This window comes from Pseudoalteromonas sp. SG43-1 (assembly GCF_014164415.1).
GTDB lineage: Bacteria > Pseudomonadota > Gammaproteobacteria > Enterobacterales > Alteromonadaceae > Pseudoalteromonas > Pseudoalteromonas distincta.
Genome location: NZ_JACJFD010000002.1, coordinates 40,293 through 61,262, shown reverse-complemented (window position 1 = coordinate 61,262; position 20,970 = coordinate 40,293). Strand labels below are relative to the sequence as shown.

15 protein-coding genes are annotated in these 20,970 nt (G+C 37.2%); 1 reads left to right on the top strand and 14 read right to left on the bottom strand.

From position 1 onward, the window contains the following. Nucleotides 1-6: 6 nt before the first annotated feature. The 7 genes from tcdA to H5159_RS02355 are packed head-to-tail and all read right to left on the bottom strand — an operon-like array spanning nt 7 to nt 7,468. Nucleotides 7-804 (bottom strand): tRNA cyclic N6-threonylcarbamoyladenosine(37) synthase TcdA, encoded by a 798-nt coding sequence (gene tcdA, locus H5159_RS02385; protein WP_182779643.1) that lies wholly within the window; start codon nt 802-804, stop codon nt 7-9. Next, nucleotides 805-1,485 carry a TIGR01621 family pseudouridine synthase gene (locus H5159_RS02380; RefSeq protein ID WP_182719820.1) on the bottom strand — a complete coding sequence of 227 codons (681 nt, stop codon included), beginning with the start codon at nt 1,483-1,485 and terminating at the stop codon, nt 805-807. Further along, nucleotides 1,482-2,243, bottom strand: coding sequence for a 3-deoxy-manno-octulosonate cytidylyltransferase (kdsB, locus tag H5159_RS02375; RefSeq protein ID WP_002961791.1), 762 nt, complete (start codon nt 2,241-2,243; stop codon nt 1,482-1,484). The genes H5159_RS02380 and kdsB overlap by 4 nt, the downstream gene beginning before the upstream one ends. Further along, nucleotides 2,231-2,428, bottom strand: a complete 198-nt coding sequence (locus H5159_RS02370; protein ID WP_002961789.1) for a Trm112 family protein — start codon at nt 2,426-2,428, stop codon at nt 2,231-2,233. Before H5159_RS02370 ends, kdsB begins: the two co-directional genes overlap by 13 nt. Then, the gene (gene lpxK, locus H5159_RS02365; protein WP_182719819.1) at nt 2,418-3,398 is read right to left on the bottom strand and encodes a tetraacyldisaccharide 4'-kinase; all 981 of its coding nucleotides are present in this window, start codon (nt 3,396-3,398) and stop codon (nt 2,418-2,420) included. The genes H5159_RS02370 and lpxK overlap by 11 nt, the downstream gene beginning before the upstream one ends. Beyond that, complete coding sequence (gene msbA, locus H5159_RS02360) at nt 3,395-5,140, bottom strand: lipid A export permease/ATP-binding protein MsbA (RefSeq protein ID WP_182719818.1); 1,746 nt, start codon at nt 5,138-5,140, stop codon at nt 3,395-3,397. Before msbA ends, lpxK begins: the two co-directional genes overlap by 4 nt. Nucleotides 5,141-5,200: 60 nt before the next feature. Beyond that, on the bottom strand, nt 5,201-7,468 hold the full coding sequence (locus H5159_RS02355) for a DNA internalization-related competence protein ComEC/Rec2 (protein ID WP_182719817.1): 2,268 nt from the start codon (nt 7,466-7,468) through the stop codon (nt 5,201-5,203). On the opposite strand from H5159_RS02355, the gene H5159_RS02350 reads away from it, so the two are divergent. Further along, nucleotides 7,448-7,954, top strand: a complete 507-nt coding sequence (locus H5159_RS02350; RefSeq protein ID WP_024595571.1) for a DUF2062 domain-containing protein — start codon at nt 7,448-7,450, stop codon at nt 7,952-7,954. The genes H5159_RS02355 and H5159_RS02350 overlap by 21 nt on opposite strands. Nucleotides 7,955-8,056: 102 nt before the next feature. Here the strand turns inward: H5159_RS02350 and H5159_RS02345 are convergent, their stop codons facing one another. The 7 genes from H5159_RS02345 to H5159_RS02315 all read right to left on the bottom strand — a co-directional run bounded on the left by H5159_RS02345 (nt 8,057) and on the right by H5159_RS02315 (nt 20,804). After that, nucleotides 8,057-9,802, bottom strand: coding sequence for a DUF3466 family protein (locus H5159_RS02345; RefSeq protein WP_182692356.1), 1,746 nt, complete (start codon nt 9,800-9,802; stop codon nt 8,057-8,059). Between the two features lie 11 nt (nt 9,803-9,813). Next, nucleotides 9,814-11,727, bottom strand: a complete 1,914-nt coding sequence (locus tag H5159_RS02340; protein WP_002961781.1) for an ABC transporter ATP-binding protein — start codon at nt 11,725-11,727, stop codon at nt 9,814-9,816. A 15-nt stretch (nt 11,728-11,742) separates the two neighbouring features. Then, a complete protein-coding gene (locus H5159_RS02335) occupies nt 11,743-11,982 on the bottom strand; it encodes a glutaredoxin family protein (RefSeq protein ID WP_002961779.1) in 240 nt (79 codons plus the stop codon). Then, complete coding sequence (rlmKL, locus tag H5159_RS02330; RefSeq protein WP_182779642.1) at nt 11,975-14,092, bottom strand: bifunctional 23S rRNA (guanine(2069)-N(7))-methyltransferase RlmK/23S rRNA (guanine(2445)-N(2))-methyltransferase RlmL; 2,118 nt, start codon at nt 14,090-14,092, stop codon at nt 11,975-11,977. The genes H5159_RS02335 and rlmKL overlap by 8 nt, the downstream gene beginning before the upstream one ends. A gap of 91 nt (nt 14,093-14,183) precedes the next feature. After that, nucleotides 14,184-14,714: a cell division protein ZapC domain-containing protein gene (locus H5159_RS02325; RefSeq protein WP_182692355.1), complete on the bottom strand. Its 531-nt coding sequence runs from the start codon at nt 14,712-14,714 to the stop codon at nt 14,184-14,186. A gap of 117 nt (nt 14,715-14,831) precedes the next feature. Beyond that, the gene (pyrD, locus tag H5159_RS02320) at nt 14,832-15,842 is read right to left on the bottom strand and encodes a quinone-dependent dihydroorotate dehydrogenase (RefSeq protein WP_182779641.1); all 1,011 of its coding nucleotides are present in this window, start codon (nt 15,840-15,842) and stop codon (nt 14,832-14,834) included. Nucleotides 15,843-15,962: 120 nt separating this feature from the next. Beyond that, entirely contained in the window at nt 15,963-20,804 is a 4,842-nt protein-coding gene (locus H5159_RS02315; RefSeq protein WP_182779640.1) for an NAD-glutamate dehydrogenase, read from the bottom strand. Between the last annotated feature and the right edge of the window lie 166 nt (nt 20,805-20,970).

The following is a 20,970-nucleotide window of genomic DNA, read 5'->3' as shown; positions in this document are numbered from 1 at the left end:
CTAAAACTAAGCTTGTGAGCGTTGTTTTTTATCTAGATATTTACGCACCGCTTTTGCAGCAACAAAAAAACCAAAGCTTCCTGTGATCATAGTCACAGAGCCAAAACCATTATTACAGTCCATATTCATTGTGCCATCAGCACTTTGCTTAGCATGACATACGCTGCCATTGCTTCCTGGGTAAACCAATTGCTCTGTTGAGTAAACACAATCAATATTAAACTTACGTTTAGGATTATTACTAAAATTATATTGCTTGCGCAAAATATAGCGCACCTTTGCAAGTAATGGGTCTTGCGTAGTTTTAGCTACATCACCAAAAGTTATTTGGCTAGGATCTGTTTGCCCGCCAGCACCACCAGTTGTAATTATAGGTAGTTTATTACGTTTACAGTGAGCAATTAATGCTGCTTTTTCTTTAACTGCATCAATACAATCAATTACATAATCAAAACCTTGAATATGCTCTTGAATATTATCAAGCGTAATAAAGTCATCTATTACACTAATTTGGCATTCTGGGTTAATAAGCTCGCAGCGCGCTTTCATTGCATCGACTTTAGCTTGACCAATAGTGCCCGTTAACGCGTGAATTTGTCTATTGACGTTAGTCGCGCAAATATCATCCAAATCTATAAGTGTTATTTTACCAACACCAGTACGTGCAAGTGCTTCTGCTGTCCAGCTTCCTACACCACCAATACCTACTACACAAAAATGTGCTTCTTGAAGCCAATCAAACTGTTGATGACCATATAAACGTTTAATACCACCAAAACGTATATCTGTAACTTTTTCGCTCATTTACCAATCCAGTTGCCATGGCGATTGCCATGCTTGAAAATCTTGATGTTTAATTAACGCCAAATACTCATCACCACTATCGGGTAATAAAGTTAGCTGTATTTGTTCACCTTGCCATAAAAAGCTTAACGCATATGCATGTAAATAGGTACGATTAGAAGGCGTGCCTGAATACATTGCATCGCCTAAAATAGCTGCGCCCACACTTTTTAGTGCCACTCTTAGTTGATGTGTTTTGCCAGAGTAAGGTTTTAAAATATACCCTCTAAACCCTGGCTTATAACTCAGAGAATAGAATCGGGTAATTGCAGGGTTAAGTGTACTCGTTAGTAACTTAAACGAGCCACGGCGAGACTTAGCCATATCGCCTTTTATCCACCCCTGCTTCTTTTTTGGTTTAGCATCACTAATCGCTAAATAAAATTTATTAATCACATGCTCAGTAAACATAACAGTAAAGGCGGCTGCAGCGGCTTTGTTTCGCGCTAAAATAATCAGCCCTGATGTCACTTTATCTAAACGATGAACGGCATAAAGCTTTTGCAATAATTGTTGTTCGGCTAAAACAACAAAGCCGGGTCCCTCTTCAGAATGAAAATTAAGACCCGCTGGCTTTTCTAAAATATAAAAGTCGTTATGTGTATAAACAACTTTTAATATCTTACTTACTTGCTCACTCACACGTTTTTACTTTTAATATGCGCTATCACTTTAGCTAAGTCATCAGGCGTATCTACACCTGCATGAGGGGCTATTTGAGCTTGTTCTATTTTAATTTTATAACCGTGATACAAAACACGTAACTGCTCAAGTGATTCAAGTAATTCTAGTGGTGATACACTCAGCTCTATGTATTGTTTAATAAAACCCGCTCTGTACGCATAAATACCTACATGGCGTTGAAACGGGGCTAAATTAAGGGCAGTGCTATCACCCATCATCGTATTTCTATCAAACGGTATACTTGCACGAGAGAAATACAGGGCATTTTTATTTATATCGCTAACCACTTTAACGGCATTAGGATTAAATACTTCATCACGTTCTTCAATAGCAACACTTAACGTTGCCATTGGTGCTGTTGAATCACTTAATAGTGCAGCAACTTGAGATACGTTTTCTGGTGCAAGTAATGGCTCATCGCCTTGTACATTAACCACAATTGTATTGCTATCAAGTTTAAGCAAATCAACCACTTCAGCTAATCGTTCAGTACCCGACTGGTGATCTTCACGCGTCATTACTACATCATTAGTAAACATACTTACTGCATCAAATACTTTTTGATGATCGGTTGCTATAACTACTTTACTAGCACCTGATAAACATGCTTTTTCGTAAACGTGTTGAACCATTGGCTTGCCACAAATATCAGCAAGCGGTTTACCTGGTAGTCGGGTCGATGCAAAACGAGCAGGAATTACAACTACGAATTCCACTTTTCAACCTCTTCTAAAGATAACTCACGTGCTTCATTTTCAAGTAATACTGGAATATCATCTTGAACAGGATAAGCAAGCTTAGCTGCTGTGCTAATTAGTTCGTTGTTTTCTCTATCAAAGCGTAATTTTCCCTTACAAACAGGGCACGCAATTATCTCGAGTAATTTTGTATCAAAGGCCATTGAGTATTCCTTTTTCTTTTAATATTGAATTTAATGTGTTTATTACGCTATCGGTAGGTTGTGCATCTACTGGTAAATAATACCAATTAGGCTTTGCAAAGGACTTACATTTAACGGCATCTTTTTCGGTCATTATAATGCAATCATCACCAAATTGGGCAAAATCATCTACTGTATAAGCATAATGATCTCTAAAATGATGAGTCGATAATAACGTAATATCTTGTGCTTCTAATGAGTTTTCAAACCGTTTAGGGTTCCCAATTGCACTTATTGCATGTGCTTCACTTACGTTACTTTTTGCATAATCGCTTGAATTAACCAAGCGAAGATTACTTACTTGTAATGTGTAGCTATTATTAGCCTCACCACCATTTTCAATTACTATATCGACACTTTGCAAACGTTTAGTTGTTTCACGAAGTGGCCCTGCTGGCATAACAAAGCCATTACCAAAACGACGCTCACTATCAACAATACAACACTCAATGCTACGAGGCATTTTATAATGCTGCATTCCATCATCAGAAATAATAACGTCGAGTGTATAATTATTTTCTAATAAATCGATATTGTGTTGTCTATTAGGCCCAACCGCTATTGGGCACTTTAAACGATGGTATAAAAGTACGGGCTCATCTCCAGCCTGCTGAGCATCTACAAGCTCAGTAACTAAAAGCGGGTAATTTTTTGATTGCCCACCATATCCTCTACTAATAATTCCCACTGATAAACCTTGCTGTGTTAAATGACCATACAGCCACAAAACAAAAGGCGTTTTACCATTACCGCCAACACTTATATTGCCAACTACAATTACAGGCGTTTTGCACTCAAAAGGTTTAAGTATTTTTGCGCTGTACAAGAGTTTTCGAAATGACGATACAACCCAAAACAAAGCACTTAATGGTAATAACAATAAAGTAATTAGACCAAATGGTTTATACCAGCTTTGCTCTATTTTGCTCACGCCTGATCACCAAACTGCATTTTGCAAAGTGCTGAATAAGTACCGTCATTAGCTAATAAGCTACTATGATCGCCACTTTCTATCACACGACCGTTATCAATAACATAAATTCGGTCACTGTTTTCGATAGTAGATAAGCGATGCGCAATAACAATTGAGGTTTTATCTTTCATTAGCGTTTCTAATGCTTGCTGAATAAGCTTTTCAGATTCGGTATCAAGTGCTGATGTAGCCTCGTCTAAAATCAAAATAGGTGCGTCTTTTAATATTGCACGTGCTATCGCTATACGCTGGCGTTGACCGCCGGAGAGCATTACACCATTTTCACCTACCATGGTGTTTAATTGCTCTGGCAGGTCTTTAACAAACTCCCAAACATGCGCTTGTTTAGCAACTTGCTCTAATTCTTCCTCAGACACATCATGCTTTATGCCATAACAAATATTGTTAGCAATCGTATCGTTAAATAACACGACCTGCTGAGACACTAAAGCAAATTGGCGACGCAAATCTGTTAATTTATAATCCTGCAGGGCTATACCATCAAGTAATATTTCACTCGGTAACTCTAAGTCATAGTAGCGTGGTAATAAATTAGAAATTGTTGATTTACCCGAGCCTGAGCGCCCAACTAAGGCAATACTTTCACCCGCTTTAATCGTTAGCGACAAATCGTTTAATACGGCTTCATCTTTTGTTGGGTACTTAAAGGTTACATTTTTAACTTCAATTACCCCTTTAACTTTATCGACTGAAACGGTGCCAGTATCTTTTTCCATTTCTTCATCTAACACTAAAAATATACTTTGAGCTGCAGAGATACCACGCTGCATATCGCTATTAACATTGGCGAGTTGTTTTAGCGGTCGCAATAGCATCATCATTGAGGCAATCAATGCCATGAAGTCACCTGAGGTAATCGTATCAATCATTGATGGAAGAGATACAGCCCATAAAATAACAGCCATGGCACTGGCAGCTAGTATTTGAATAATTGATACACTTAAAGCTTTTGTCGCATCCATTTTAATGCGCTGCTGGCGATTATGATTATTAATCTTTGAGAAATGGTTTATTTCTTGGTCTTGTCCGCCAAATCCATGAATAACTTTATGTCCGCTAAGCATTTGTTCAGAGCTACGTGTAACCTGCCCCATAGCTGATTGAATACTTTTAGAAATATGGCGAAAACGTTTCGATACAACCGCTACAATAATGGCAACGAGAGGGATGATGACTAAAAATATAAGTGAGAGCTTCCAACTGGTATAAAACATTACACCAAGTAAAAAGACAACAAAGGCCCCTTCACGTACAACAATAAGTAACGCTTTAGTAATTGCTTGTTGAACTTGCTCTGTATCAAAAGTGATTTTTGAAATTAAATCGCCTGTAGAGTTTTTGTCATGAAAAGAAACGGGTAAATGCAATATGTGCTCAAATAACTCTTGGCGTAAAGAGCGTACAACTTGAGAGCCCACATAACTTAAACAGTACGAAGACATAAAGTTAAAAACACCACGCCCCAGTACTAACGCGATAACTACAAAAGGAGCGTACTTTAAAACTTCTGTATTTCGCTGGTTTAAACCTTGATCAATAAACGGCTTCATTAATTGAATGAATAAAGCATCCATTGCTGAATAGCCTATCATCCCAACAATTGCGATAAAAGCGACGCTTTTGTATGCGCCAACATACGAGACAAGACGTTTATAAATTTGTGCAGTACTTTGATCCATAACACTCTCTAAATACAGTAACTCCCTGTATTGTATCCTTCGATGAGATAAAACTAAACGTCAATCTTTGATAAACCAATAACTTTCCTGCCCTCTTGCTGTTTCTATGACCAAATTGTTTGAGTAGAATTTAATACTAATTTGTCCTTCAACGCCTGTTGTAAATTGCTCGGCGCTTATTGCTTTGTAACGCTCGACAACAACGGGCTTGGGAAATTCCCACTGTCCTTTATAAGCACTTGAATGAATCACAACTTTAGGGCCAACATAACTAATAAAATTAACACTTGAGGATGTATCACTGCCATGATGCGGGCTTAACATGACTGTACTTTTCAACGATGTATTATTAGCTAATAATGAGGCTTCACGGGATTTTGATATATCACCTGTAAATAACACACTATAAGTATTACTCGATACTCTAACAACGCATGAATCGTCGTTTTCATTTCCATACCCTATAGTGCTAAAGCTTTCTACTCTTAAACCGACAAAATCAACACTTTGGACTTCACACACATTAAGTGTATTTTCAGGATGAAATTGCTTTAATGTTTCCCCAAATCCAGCTTCAATAAAATGCTGTATTCCTCCAGCGTGATCGCTGTCTTCATGACTTAGAATCGCTGTTTTTACTGTGAAATTATTTGCTTTTATATAAGGCAATAAAATACTTCGCGTACGGCTAAAACGATTAAAATAACTTGGACCAAAATCATAGATAAGCACTTGGTTATCTTTTTCAATTAATGCCATGAGACCATGCCCAACATCAAACACATGAAGTTGCCAGTTAGGCTTTTCTTTTAGAAGATTATTCAATAAAAGTACTGTTAAAGGAATGAAAGAGAACAATTTATAGGGGAGGAAGTAAATCATCAACATAGTAATATAGGTAAAAATGACGAATATTAACTCGATTCTTCCTGTTGTCAGCCATCTTAACGACTCGGGTATTTCATAAAGTAATTTAAATAACGCATATAACCCTGTATCAAACAAATGTATTAAATTACCTATATCTAAAAAAGTACTCAGTAATGTAAAAACAATCAAAAATGGCAAAATAATGATGGAAAGAAACGGTATCGCAATTAAGTTAATGACTAGGCCCGCAATACTTACGCCATTAAAAAAATAAAGTGAAAGTGGTAATAAACCTATAAACAATGCTACTTGAATAACAAATAACGCAATAATTTTGTTTTTGATTCGTGTATTTAATATTGGTAATTTATTAATAACAGTAAAAATTATAGCGACCGCTAAAAATGAAAAATACAGACCTGGATTAAGTAAATTAAATGGGTTAACAGCAAGCACTATTACCAAGGCAAATAAAATACTCCGCCATCGCAGCGGCTGCTTAGCAAGAAAATAAAGTAACAAATAACAACCCAGCATAATTAGTGCTCGCGTTGCTGATACTAAAAAGTCACTTAAATATACGTAAACTAATGCAGCTATAAAACCGAACGAACTGTAGTAAAGTGTAAGGTTAAATGATTGACCAATTGAAAAGTTTATTTTCGTACAGATAAATCGAATGAATAAATAACCAAAGCTAAAAATCAAACCAATATGTAAACCCGATATAGCCAGTAAATGACTTAACCCAAGTGATTGCATTAATTGTTTATCTGTATAGCTCATTAACGATTTATCACCACTGAGTAATGCATAATAGAGCCACTGCAATCTTGTATTTGTATAGGTATTTTTAATGAAGTTTTGATAATCTAGTACGATGCTTTGTTTATCGCTGTGTATTATATTAAGCTCTTTATTGAGAACTTTGCCTTTAAATAATATTCTATTTATAAATGCATAACGTTCAGTATCAAACACATTAAAATTTTTATTACTGCGAAAATATTTTAAATGGATTAATGCAGAGAATTCATCCCCGACTGTAAAAGGCTGTGCAGAATTAACACTGAGCATTGCTTTGGGTGCTCTAAAATTCGAAAAGCTACTCCCATCTAATGCCACTATTTTGGCTTTGATATACTGAGGTTTTTTATCAGAAATAATCTCTTCAACAACTAATGTAGAATCAAGTGCATACTTTTCGTTCGGTTTTGGTATTTCAAAACTATAAAAAAGGTAAAAATGCATACCAACAAAGCAAATTGCACAAATAAAGCCTAACAATACGTTTAAAAACGGCTTAAAATAAGCGCTCACTATTACAATGAAAATTGTGAAGACTGTAAATTCGAGAGTTTGATAATAAAACACGGTTGCTACACAGCCAATTACAAACCCAAGACTTATCCACACTGATGTAAATGGTTGCTTTAAATGGCTAAAAAAACGATCCAAAGATTTTTACCTGATCCAAATAAAATTAGACATCATAAATCACTAAAAATATTTGGACGACTTTTGCAAGACGCAAATCTTTGGCATTTAAATAGACGTTCAGCTCGAGGGGCCTTCGCGGTCGGGTTATTTTTTGCTTTCATCCCTGTTCCTTTTCAAATGGTTTTAGCCGCAGCAGGTGCTATATTATTTAGGGTTAATTTACCCATATCAGTTGCTTTAGTATGGCTTACGAATCCATTAACCATGCCACCTATCTTTTATGGGTCATACTTAGTGGGTACGTTAATACTTAATCAGCCAGAACAACACTTTGTATTTGAAGCAAGTTGGTCTTGGTTTTTAGAAAGTATAGAAACAATTGGTCCTGCATTTTTATTAGGTTCATTAGTATGTGCTTCTATTGCATCGATTATAGGATACTTTGGTATCGATATAATTTGGCGCCGCTCTGTGAAAAAAGCATGGTTATCACGAAATAATTAGTGGCGTTAAAGCTAAATAATCGCTGCAATTCTAATCTAATAAAATATTATAGACGAAAAAAAACCAACTTTATCAAGTTGGTTTTTTTATAATCAATAAACTTTAAAAGCGAAATACACGCCTTAAGCCAACCAGTGGTAATAACAATAATGTATACCAAGGGAAGCTAGCAGAGTTACGCTCATAAACTTCAGCTTCTACTGGAGCACAGCTTTCTACTTCACCATTTGCAATTGGCGTTAGTTTAACTGCTATTGCAATACTCTCATATTCAATTTCACCATTAATATCAGTTACTACACCGCCTAATGAATCTAGCTTTTCAACTGTTTTAGTCGCAGTACCAAATATTTCATTATTTTCGTTGATAGCAGTCGCTTCAACCATAGTATAAGCGTAATCAGTTTCACCGTCGGTGTCATAACAAGGCAGTAAATCGTTTAGATTAGTGATTTTGTCTTCACCAATTTTGTAAATAAAGGCCTCTTTGAGTCGCGAGCTATCGGAAACACCCACTTCCCCTTCACCTACAATATAACCTTGGTTGTTTATATCGTTACCGTAAGAACTTGAGCTTGAAAAGTAATCAGTAGGGAAAACCGTACTACCCGTTGCTATATCATGGTAAAAGAATTTATTACGAAGAGTGCCTTCAATACGCTTAGTTGCATAACCTGTAATTACATCGTTATCATTAATAGCAATTGATTTACCAGACTGCCAGTCATCTTCTTGATTAATAAAATCAACAACCGCACCGTCTTTAAAATAAACTGGCATTGTAAGAATTGTATCGTCATTTTTGTAATAACGTGTATTCGATGATCCTACAATTGTCCCGTTGTTGTTCACTGCTAAAGCAGTACTTGTAAATGCATCATCTTCCGCTTCACCTTCGTCAGGTGTCAGTGCCATACCAAGCTCTTCAACAGACGTGATATTAAGTGATTCATCAAGTTCCCATTTAACAGCGCGCTTATTAAATAAGCCTCGTGTAATATTTGTATTTAACAAGTTGATACATACTGACGTAGGTTCGTCTTCATTATCACAGTTATCATCAATATTATCTTGTCTGTCATCTGGAATGCTTGTAGACATGTTACCTACAACGGTATAACCACTGTTAGTTTTAATAATATCGTTGGCACGACTTGTACCACCGTATTCATTAAACTCAGGCTCTAACTCAACACTTACACTGCCATCAGCGCTTATTACAATCCCACGCTCTATAAATTCATGAGTAAACCATGTTTCTGCATCATCTTCACCATCAGGTGTAAAAGATACTTTATCGTATGGAGCGCTTCCCCAACCGACTGTAACACCATCTTCAGTTACAGCATTAAAAAGGTTAGTAGTTGAACGTGTTAGTCCGTCATAATCAACAGATGCAATATCAAATAATGGTTGCTCAGTTATTTGTGTATCATTATATTTTATGCCTACTAATGAGCTTAATTTTTGATATTCAAAATTTGTAGAAATTGAAGATAAAAAACTAACCATGAAAGTGTGTGCATCAGCATTAGTAAGTACCGCATCATTATTTTCAATGTCATCAAGTGTGAAGGTAATCTCTTTATCACTTAATTCAAATGCTGCCTCTGTATTGTCATAGCTATTTTCAATAAGGTTTTCAGTAAAATCTATATAGCTTGTATCAATAGGTAAATTGTATAAACCATTTGCGAAACCAATAATATGCCCGCTTTCGCTTACATCTGTTACATAAGAATATTTAGCGTCTTCAAGAGTCCCTAATTCACTTAACTGGTACGTCGCACTTGTTGCTGAAGTGCTTAATGTCGCTAAAATACTGGCAGCGAGTAATTTATATTTCATTTTAATCCTTACTACTGATTCTGTAATTCTTCAAGTTCTTCCCAGCGCTCAAGGGCAGCTTCAAGGTCAGACTCAAGTTGTGCTAAATGGTTCAATGCTTTAGTTGTTACATCACTCTCTTGTTTAAAAAAGTTTGCGTCACTCACTACAGCTTGTTGAGCTTCAATTTCAGCTTCTAGTTTTTCCATTTTATTCGGTAGTTGCTCTAATTCAAGTTTTAATTTGTAAGAGAGTTTATTTGTCTTAGCTGCTGGTTTTGCAGCTGGAGCGGCTACTTTTTCAACTTTTTTTACTGGTTGTTGCTGAATTTTTTTTTCTTGTTCAGCTAAGTAACCTACATAAGCTTCATAGTCGCTATAACCACCGACGATATCTGTTACTTTACCATTGCCTTCAAATGCCCATACACTAGAACATGTATTATCAATAAATTCTCGGTCATGGCTTACAATCAGCACTGTACCTTGATATTGATTAATAATGTCCTCTAGTAACTCTAACGTTTCAATGTCCAAGTCATTCGTTGGCTCATCGAGAACAAGTATATTAGATGGTTTTAAAAACAGTTTAGCTAATAGCAGTCTATTTTTTTCACCACCAGAGAGTGCTTTAACCGGGGTTCGAGCGCGGGCTGGAGGGAATAGAAAGTCTTGCAGGTAACCTAAAACATGACGTGAACGACCGCCCATCATCACTTCTTGTTTACCTTCGGCAACGTTATCTTGAACAGTTGCTTCTTCGTCAAGTTTTTCACGGTATTGGTCAAAGTAAGCAAACTCTAAATTAACACCTTGCTTAGTAATACCACTATCTGGTTCTAAATCACCAAACATTAGTTTTAATAGTGTTGTTTTACCAATACCATTTGGGCCTACTAAGCCAATTCTGTCGCCACGCATTACAAGTGTCGAAAAATCATCAGCAATAACTTTGTCTTTAAATGCATGGCAAAGGTTCTTAGCTTCAAATACCAACTTACCTGAGCGATCAGCTGTTTCAATATTAAAGTCAGTTTTTCCAACTTGATCAACACGTTGCTTGCGCTCATTACGTAGCTGTTTTAACTCTCGAACACGCCCTTCGTTACGCGTTCTTCGCGCTTTAACACCCTGGCGAATCCACGTTTCTTCTTCAGCTAAACGCTTATCAAACAATGCATTTTGCGCTTCTTCTACTTTTAAATCATGCGCTTTTTGCTCTAGATAAGTCGCGTAATCACCTGGGTAGGAAATAAGTTTACCGCGATCTAAATCTAAAATACGCGTAGCGACAGCGCGAATAAACGCACGGTCATGCGATATAAATACAATGCCGCCTTTAAATTCTTTTAAAAACTGTTCAAGCCACATTACACTTGCCATATCTAAATGGTTTGTTGGCTCATCTAGTAATAATAAGTCAGGCTCACTTACAAGTGCACGCGCAAGTGCTACTTTACGTAACCAGCCACCAGAAAGAGACTCAAGCTTAGCCTCTGGTGTTAATTCTAATTGTGTCAAAACTAATTGAATTCGGCTATCAAAACGCCAACCATCAGCGGCTTCAAGTTGGTTTGATAAACGTTCAAGTTTATTTAATAACTTATCAGTACATTGTGTTTGCAGTTCGTTGCTAACATGATGAAAATCAATGAGTAGGTTAGCGATTTCTGGCATACCCTGTGCAACGTAATCAAATACAGTTCCGCTTGCACCTTTTGGTGGATCTTGCTCTAAACGAGAAATTCGAATACCACCAAGCTGATTTATTTCACCGTCATCTAAAACAACTTGTCCATCGAGTACTTTTAATAACGTTGACTTACCCGCGCCATTTCGACCAACTACACACACTCTTTCGCCACTTTCTATAACGGCGTCTGCTTTGTTAAGCAAAGCATGTGTACCAAAAGCAAGTTGTGCTTTTAAAATTCTTATTAAATCCATAGTTCTTATTTGCTCTTATTCTGCTTGTGCTAAAAATTCGCGCACAGAGTGTAAAGTAAAAGGCCAATATAATTTCTCGCCTTTTTCACTTTTTAATACAGGAATAGTAATTTGATACTCAGCAATAAGCTGCTCATCAGTCATAATATCGATTAGTAATAACTCACTGTTGTCATTTAGTACATCAGTGATAAGTTGCTCAGCCTGTTCGCACAAGTGGCAACCATCAGTATGATATAAAATCCATTTAGCCATGCGTAATTAGCCAGCTATTATGGATTTTTTTATTACGTTTGAAGTCTGGTGATAGCGTTTTATCTGAGATATTAACGGCTTTTAAACCTAAACCAATCAGGCCAACTTCATCCATTACAAAACCACGTTTGTTATTAGAGAAAATCAACGTACCCGATGGGCTTAAAATCTTTTTTACCCACGTTAATAATTTAATATGATCGCTCTGAACATCAAATGCATCTTTCATACGTTTTGAGTTTGAAAACGTTGGAGGATCTAAAAATATCAAATCGTATTGCGCTGTTGCGTGCTCTAACCATTTTAAACAATCTGCTTGTTCAAAGCGGTATCGTGTATTACTAATACCATTTAAATCAAAGTTATCTTGGCCCCATTTTAAGTAGGTCTTTGATAAATCAACTGTAGTAATGGCTTTAGCACCACCAAGAGCAGCATGTACAGAAGCTGTACCTGTATATGCAAACAAGTTTAAAAAGCGCTTATCTTTCGCATTTTCTTGAATATAACGACGCATTAAGCGGTGGTCTAAAAACAAGCCTGTGTCTAAGTAGTCAAATAAATTAACTTTAAACTTAGCACCGAACTCTTCAACAACCATAGTACGGTTTTGTTTAGACATAGCGGTGTATTGATCTTCGCCCTTCTGCTTTTTACGTACTTTTACAGCAATGTTTTCAGGTGAAATTTCAAGCTGTTGAGCCGTTAAACTTATTACGTCTTGCAGACGCTTTTCTGATGTTTTTTCATCAATTTCTTTAGGCGCTGCATATTCAAAAATTACAGCAGAGTCCCCATAAATATCTACAGCAACATTGTATTCAGGGATATCCGCTTCATAGACGCGATAAGCATCTATTTTATTTTGCTTAAGCCAGTTTTTTAAGCCTTGCTTATTCTTTTTCAATCTATTTGCAAATGACGTTGAGCCTTCAAAGTTAAGTGCTTTTTTATCATCTGTGGTCAAACTGACTTGCTTATCATCTAATTGATATAAGTTAAGTTCTACATCAAGCGGGCCATTCTTAAATTTATAACGCTTAAGGCGCACAAGTTTTAAAAGTTTAAATAAGCTCTCGTCCATACCAAGTAAGGCAAGTTTCCAGTGATTAAAGTGCTTTTTAAAGCCAACGCCTAAATTACGGTGTAAATCAACAAGCTCAGCCATAGAGCCAATACGCTCACCATATGGTAAGTTTGAAATTACAACACCCGGTAATTTTGCAACAGCTGTAAGTTTAGTTGCATCACTTTGCTTAAACTTAATCACGTCGTCAAGCTCGGCTCGTTTAGCATTATCAATTGCTTTACTTAATACTTGTTCATCGTAATCGTGGCCAATTAACCACAATTTAGGATCGGTAATATTAGCGAGTAACTCTTCTTTAAGCTCTTTAAACTTAGCGGCTCTAAAACTTGGTAAACGCTCAAAAGCAAAACCTTCACGGAATAATCCTGGCGCTTCGTTTCGCGCCATACCCGCAGCTTCTATCAAAATAGTACCCGCACCACAACATGGATCGAATAAAGGTTGTTTTACATTATCAAGCCAACCACTTCGTTTAATTAATGCAGCAGCTAAATGTTCTTTAATTGGTGCTTTACCTTGACCTTGGCGGTAACCACGTTCAGACAAACGAGGGCCCGAATAATCAATATACATAGAAACGCCGTAACGATTTAATCGTGCAACAACACGCACATTTGCATCTTGCTTATCAACGTTAGGACGCTGCTCGTATAAATCATTAAAGTAGTCAACAATCGCATCTTTTATTACAAGACCCGAAAATTGTGTGTTTTTTAATGAGTCATTGGTACCGTTGAAGTCGACAGCGAATGTTTGAGTTGGTCCAAACCACTCTTGCCAAGGTTGCGAGCGAGCAAAATTATACAGGCTATTCTTGTCATCTACGCCTTCTTTTTCTTCAATAAGCATAAGCACACGCGTTGCAAAACGACTTGATAAACAAACCTTTTGCGCCAGTAATGAGTCAGCCTCAAAACGAACAGAACCAACAGTTTGCTTAGACACAGTTGCGCCAAGTTCTGTTAGTTCATCAACCAATAAATTTTCGATTCCGATAGAAGTAAGTGCGATAAATTGCAAAGTAATAACCCTTAATAGCTAATTGCGCAGGATTATAACATAGGTTGGGCGACAAACACGCCATAAAGACACGCTTAAGACTTAAATTTGGTTAGGCGGTTTGGCTTTGATATTGCTGATTTAGGATGGGGTGTACTCGATTATTCAAAATACGGATTACTTCAAATTGCGCTAAAGATAAATTTTCGTCTAATTTAAAGGTTTCGCTTAAATTTAAGCAAATAGATGCATCAGGGCAATGCTCTACAATTAAAAAATCGCCAGTCTGCGTTTTAGATATTAATTTAACTATTGCTTCTACACTTGGCTCTGTTCCAGTGTACTCTTCAAAAAACCAGCTTTTTGATAAAACGGGTTTTAAGTGATATTTAACAGCGGTTGCATTTAGCGATATTTGACAAATTTGAGCAGCAGACCACAATTCAAACCCATCTAAATAGTTATAAACTTGTTCATAAAATGCAGCATCTTCTAGACTAAAACGTGGATTTTTAAAAACAGAATCGGTGAGTTGTCTTAACTTATAGGGCGTACATAATTGCATGTCGTCATTTAAATCAAGTAACAAACGATTTTTATTAGGACAAGTAATCCACTGCCATTGCTTTGATGCTTGTAACATTTACTCCTCCTTGGGTATGTTGAATAATTATTGCTCACAGTATAACCGCTTTTGACCACTTTTAAAATGCCTGCTTAGAACATTTATCGAACGATCAAAAGCTTAGATAACTGATCCTTATAAGCCGTTAACGATCGACTTTACCAATTGTGGACCTTTGTAGATGAACCCAGTATAAACCTGGACTAAATTTGCGCCTGCATCGAACTTTTCTTTTGCAGATTGCGCATCATCTATTCCGCCTACTCCGATGATTGGTAACTTACCTTGTGTTAAGCGTTTCAATTCACTCACTACCTCTGTAGAACGCATTCTAACTGGGTGACCTGATAAACCGCCGGCTTCTTCTGCATATAGCTGGCCCATAACTGCAGCTCGCTCAAGCGTGGTGTTGGTGGCAATTACACCATCGATTTTATTATTTAAAAGTGACTCACTTACTTGCTCTATTTGAATTTGATCTAGATCCGGTGCAATTTTTACAAGCATAGGCACTTGTTTATTGTGCTTTGCAACTAAATCTAACTGTTCGTTTTTAAGACTTTGCAGTAAATCATCAAGTGCAGCGCCATATTGCAAATCACGCAAGCCAGGTGTATTTGGTGATGAAATATTTACCGTAATATATGAGGCATGTTCAAATACTTTACGCATACAATAAATATAGTCATCTTTACCTTGTTCATTTGGCGTATCTTTATTTTTACCAATATTAATACCGAGTATGCCGCTGTATTTTGCTGCTTTTACATTTGCAACTAAGTTATCAACGCCTTTATTATTAAAACCCATACGGTTAATAATAGCGTTTGATTCTGGCAACCTAAAAATACGAGGTTTATCATTACCAGCTTGAGCACGCGGCGTAATAGTGCCAACTTCAATAAAACCAAAGCCCATTTGGCTGAATGCATCAATACATTCCGCATTTTTATCAAGGCCAGCTGCTAGCCCTACAGGGTTTTTAAATTTCAGACCCAAAAAGTCGACTGGCTTATCAGAAATATTTTGCGACCAAGCTAAATTTAAAGGTGTATTGGTAAAACGACGAAGATTATTAAGTGCAAACTCATGCGCCCACTCCGCATCACGGGTAAACATAAAACGGCGAGCTAAATCATAAAACATCAATATAATCCTCTTTTTAAATTTTAGACAAAAAAATACCTCAGACAAGGCTGAGGTATTGTATAACAATTTTAACAATCAGTTATTTATTTACTAAACAATTAACTGATTAAAGCTAAATTATTTTCCTGACGTATCACAATTGTGGCTTAACAACATAAGTTCACGAAGTGCAACCGAGAACTTAGCAAAGTCGTGGCTTTGTGATGTTTTAAACTCAGCCAGCATTTGTTTCCAGCGTTGAAGTAATAAATCTTGGCTATCCATCCACTCGTCTATTTGACTATCAACATCGCTCTCATCACCTTCAAAGCTATTTAATACAACTTCAGATAACGTACGTTGCTGCCAATCAAGCTCTTCTCGATAAGACGAGCGAGCAAGTGCTTGCCAATGATTTGCTACTGGTTGCTTAGTTATTTGCTCTAAGAACCAATGCAGACCCATTCTTGCACCTAGTTTAAAGTAAGTATTGGACACCATCGAAATACTCTTACCTGAACTATTCGCAACTTCTGCTAAATCCATCACAGAGAATAAGCTTGATAAAGAAACAATACGATTAGCTATATCTGTTGGAACGCCCGCGTCAATTAACTTATTGGCCTCAATTACAATACGATCATTTTCTTTTTCAATCATATACGTATTTAAGTTATCGCTTAAATCTTTAAAGGTTGGCGCAAAGAATTCAATTCCTTGTTCAATAGTTTGTGACTTATTACGATGACGTAAGAACCAACGCGTTGCTCGGCGCACAGTACGACGAAGTTGGTAAAGCATTTCAGTTTGAACTGCTGCTGGTATTTTATTATCAAGTGCACTAATAGAAGACCATGTTTCACGCATTTCAAATATTTCGCTAGCAATTGAGTAACACATTGCTATCTCAGCTTCATTAGCACCGGTTTCTTCATGCATACGTACCATGAAGTTTAAACCCATATCGTTAACGATACTGTTAGCAAGTTTAGTTGCAATAATTTCTTTACGAAGTGGGTGGTTGTTCATCGCATCGTTAAACTTCTCACGCAATGGGCGTGGGAATGACTTAACAAGCAATTGGCGATAGTAAGGGTTTTCAGTAATTTCATCACTTACTAAAGACTCTTTTAATACCATTTTTGCGTAAGACACTAGCACTGAAAGCTCAGGACGAGTTAAGTCTTTACCTGCAGCGGCGCGTTCTGCTAATTCTTCATCACTTGGAATAAATTCGATAGCACGGTTTAACTTGCCTTCTTTTTCAAGCGCATGAATAAAGCGAATCTTTTCTTTGAGCGTTGAAGTTCCTTTAGACTGTGTAATTGAAATAGTATGTGTTTGACGGTAACAGTCTTTTAATACTAATTCAGAAACTTCATCTGTCATTGAGTAAAGTAGCTCATCACGTTGTTTACGTGTTAGGTCACCTTCAGCGACTAAGCCATTAAGTAAAATCTTAATGTTAACTTCGTTATCTGAACAGGCAACACCCCCTACGTTATCAATGAAGTCAGTATTAACACGACCACCTTTAGCTGCAAATTCAACACGACCTAATTGCGTTGCACCTAAGTTACCGCCCTCACCTATTATTTTAGCGCCTAAATCTCTACCATTGATACGTAGTGCATCGTTTGCACGATCCCCTACATCGGCATCAGTTTCTTTAGAGTGTTTAATGTATGTACCAATACCGCCATTCCACAGTAAATCAAACTCCATCATTAATGAGGCTTTCATTAACTCATTTGGTGTCATACTAGCTTTTTTAGTGCCCAACATTTTTTTCATTTCTGGGCTAAGCGTAATTGATTTAGCTGCACGAGAGAACACACCGCCACCGGCAGAAATTAGCTCTTTATTGTAATCTTCCCAAGAAGAACGCGGCATATTAAATAAACGTTCGCGTTCAGGGTAAGATGTAGCAGCATCTGGATTAGGGTCAACAAAAATGTGCATATGGTTAAAGGCAACTTGTAGACGAATATGCTTAGATAACAGCATACCATTACCAAATACATCGCCTGCCATATCGCCAATTGCTACGACTGTAAAGTCGGTAGATTGACAATCAATATCCATTTCACGGAAATGTCGTTTAACTGACTCCCATGCGCCTTTTGCTGTGATACCCATTTTCTTATGGTCATAACCAACCGAGCCACCAGATGCAAATGCATCACCTAGCCAGAAATTGTATTCGTTAGCAATGCCATTTGCGATATCAGAGAAAGTAGCGGTTCCTTTATCGGCTGCAACTACTAGGTAAGCATCATCTTCATCGTGACGAACAACATCGCGCGCTGGTACTATTTCACCACGCTCAATATTATCAGTAATATCTAAAAGACCACGGATAAAGATTTTATAACACTCTTGGCCTTCTTTGATAAACGCTTCACGCTCAGTCGGTAGTTGTTTACATACAAAGCCACCTTTAGAACCTACAGGTACGATTACCGTATTTTTAACTTGTTGTGCTTTAACTAAGCCAAGTACTTCAGTACGGAAGTCTTCACGACGATCTGACCAACGCAGACCACCACGTGCTACTTTGCCGTAACGTAAATGCACACCTTCTACGCGCGGAGAATAAACAAAAATTTCAAACGCAGGTAAAGGAAGTGGTACATCAGGAATTAAGCTAGGTTGTATTTTAAACGACACATAAGACTTAAACTGTCCGGCATCGTCTTTTTGGAAATAGTTAGTACGCAGCGTCGCAACAATCATATCTACGTATAAACGTATAATACGGTCATCATCAAGGTTTGCTACATTTTCAAGCTCTAAATAAATTTGCGTGCTTAGCTTTTCAAGTGTTTTAGCACTTGCAGGGCTTTTAACTGAGAACTTTTTAGCAAACAAGTTAACAATTTGCGCTGCGATATTTGGATAATTTGCAAATGTACTTTCTATGTAGCTTTGTGAGAAAGTTACACCAATTTGACGCATGTACTTAGCGTACGCACGTAAGATAGATGCTTCGCGGCCTGTTAGGCCACCCATTAACACTAAACGGTTAAAACCATCGTTTTCAAGACGGTTGCCCCAAACATTTGTTAATGCAGCACGAAAACGTGCTGAGATTTTATCAAAATCTGCCATCCCTTTGCTGTCAATAAGCATCGAGAAGTCCATGATCCAGTTGATACGACCATCGCTAGTTTTAACTGAATATGGTGTTTCACCAACAACACGAAGGCCAAAGTTTTCAAGCATTGGCATGACATCAGATAAGTGAATCGGCTCATCTTTATGGAATAAGCTTAATCGTACAATATTGCTGTTTGCTTCTTCTTGAGGACGATAAAACAGCATTTCTAGTTTGTTTTCATCGCTAAGTAGTTCTAACTTTTCAATATCAACAACCGCAGCACTTGGAAGCACTTCATCTTTGTATGAGCGTGCAAACGCGTTACTGTATTTACGATTTAAATCGTTACCACGAGCTTCACCCGCAGACTCTAAAAGAGCAGATTGAAGTTTATCTTCCCACGTACGTGCAGCTTCTACTAAATTGTTTTCGATGTCTTTCACGTTATATTCGATCTTGTTGTCGGTCACACGAACGGTGTAATGAGTACGCGCCAGTGTTGACTCAGAGAAATAAGTAGTAAATTCGACTTTATCGTCAGAATTAAATGCATTAGCTAATATATCTTGCGTTTCACGACGAAGAGCCGTGTTATAACGCTCGCGAGGTACATAAACCATACAAGATAAAAAACGACCATACGCATCTTTACGTACAAACAAGCGACACATATCGCGCTCTTGTACTTGTAACACACCCATAGCAACTTCAAGTAGCTCACCTTCGCGCGCTTGAACTAGCTCATCACGTGGGTAGGTTTCTAAAATATTTAAAACAGCTTTGTAAGCGTGAGTACCTTTAGCAAAATCACACATTTCCATAATGCGATTAATTTTACTTTTTAACACAGGTACATCAGTAGCACTGTTATTGTAAAAGCTTGATGAAAATAAACCGATAAAGCGGTCTTCACCAATTACATTGCCTTCATCGTCAAAACGCTTAATGCCTACATAATCGATGTAAGCTGGACGATGAACACGAGAAACAGAGTTAGTTTTTGTTAAAATCAGTAGGTTGCTGCTACGAGCTTCTTGACGTGCAACTTCAGGTAATTCTGATAATAAGCGAGTGTGTTCTTCAGTCGAGTTTTTCATCAAGCCTAGGCTTGTATCCATTTTACCTTTTAGTTGGTAATCACCTTGAACTGGGCTTAACTCATATTCACGGTAACCCATTAGGGTAAAATTATCTTTAGCTAACCAATCTAAAAACTCAGTTGTTTCTGAAACTTCATCTTTACTTTTATTATGATGACGTTTAGGTAACTCTTTAGTCACTGCAATCAATTTTTTACGGATTGGTTGCCAATCATCAACAGCAACTGATACATCAACAAGCACAGACTCTAATTCTTTTTTGAAAGACTCAATCACAGAAGAATCTGTTTGACGGTCAATTTCAATAAAAAATACTGTTTTAGTAGATGAAGATTCTTGCTCTGCTTTTAAATTTGATAATCCAGAAATTTTAGCGTTTTCATCACGCTTAATTTTTAATGGGCAGTGAAGTAATAAGTGAGAGGCGATATTTTCACGAGTCATGGCCATACGAACAGAATCAACTAAGAACGGCATATCTTTAGTGATAATTTCAACGATTGTATGTGATGACTGCCAGCCATCTTTTGCCACTTCTGGATTGAAAACGCGGATAACAGCGTCGTCAGTAGTATTTTTTTCTAGCGAGTTCCAAAGGCTTAATGCTGCGCCATATAGGTCACTATCGTTGCGGTTTGCCAAATCCTCTTTAGACATATTGCTGTACAAGGCTTTGGCGAATTTCTCAACGAGTAACACATTATCAGCGCGAACTTTTTTCTGGATTAGCTTACAGACATTATCTAGGATAACCGAGGCTTGGCCTTCATTTCGTGTCATTGTATGTTCCTTAATCTATTACTGCTAAAAGCAGAATATTTGTACAGCGTATTATTAGCGTGGAGTCAGTTAAATTCTAACCCTTTTACAGCTAATAAACAGCCTTTTCGATGAAAACATTTTAAGCATTTCAGCTATTTGGTCATCTATTCACAAAATATAGATA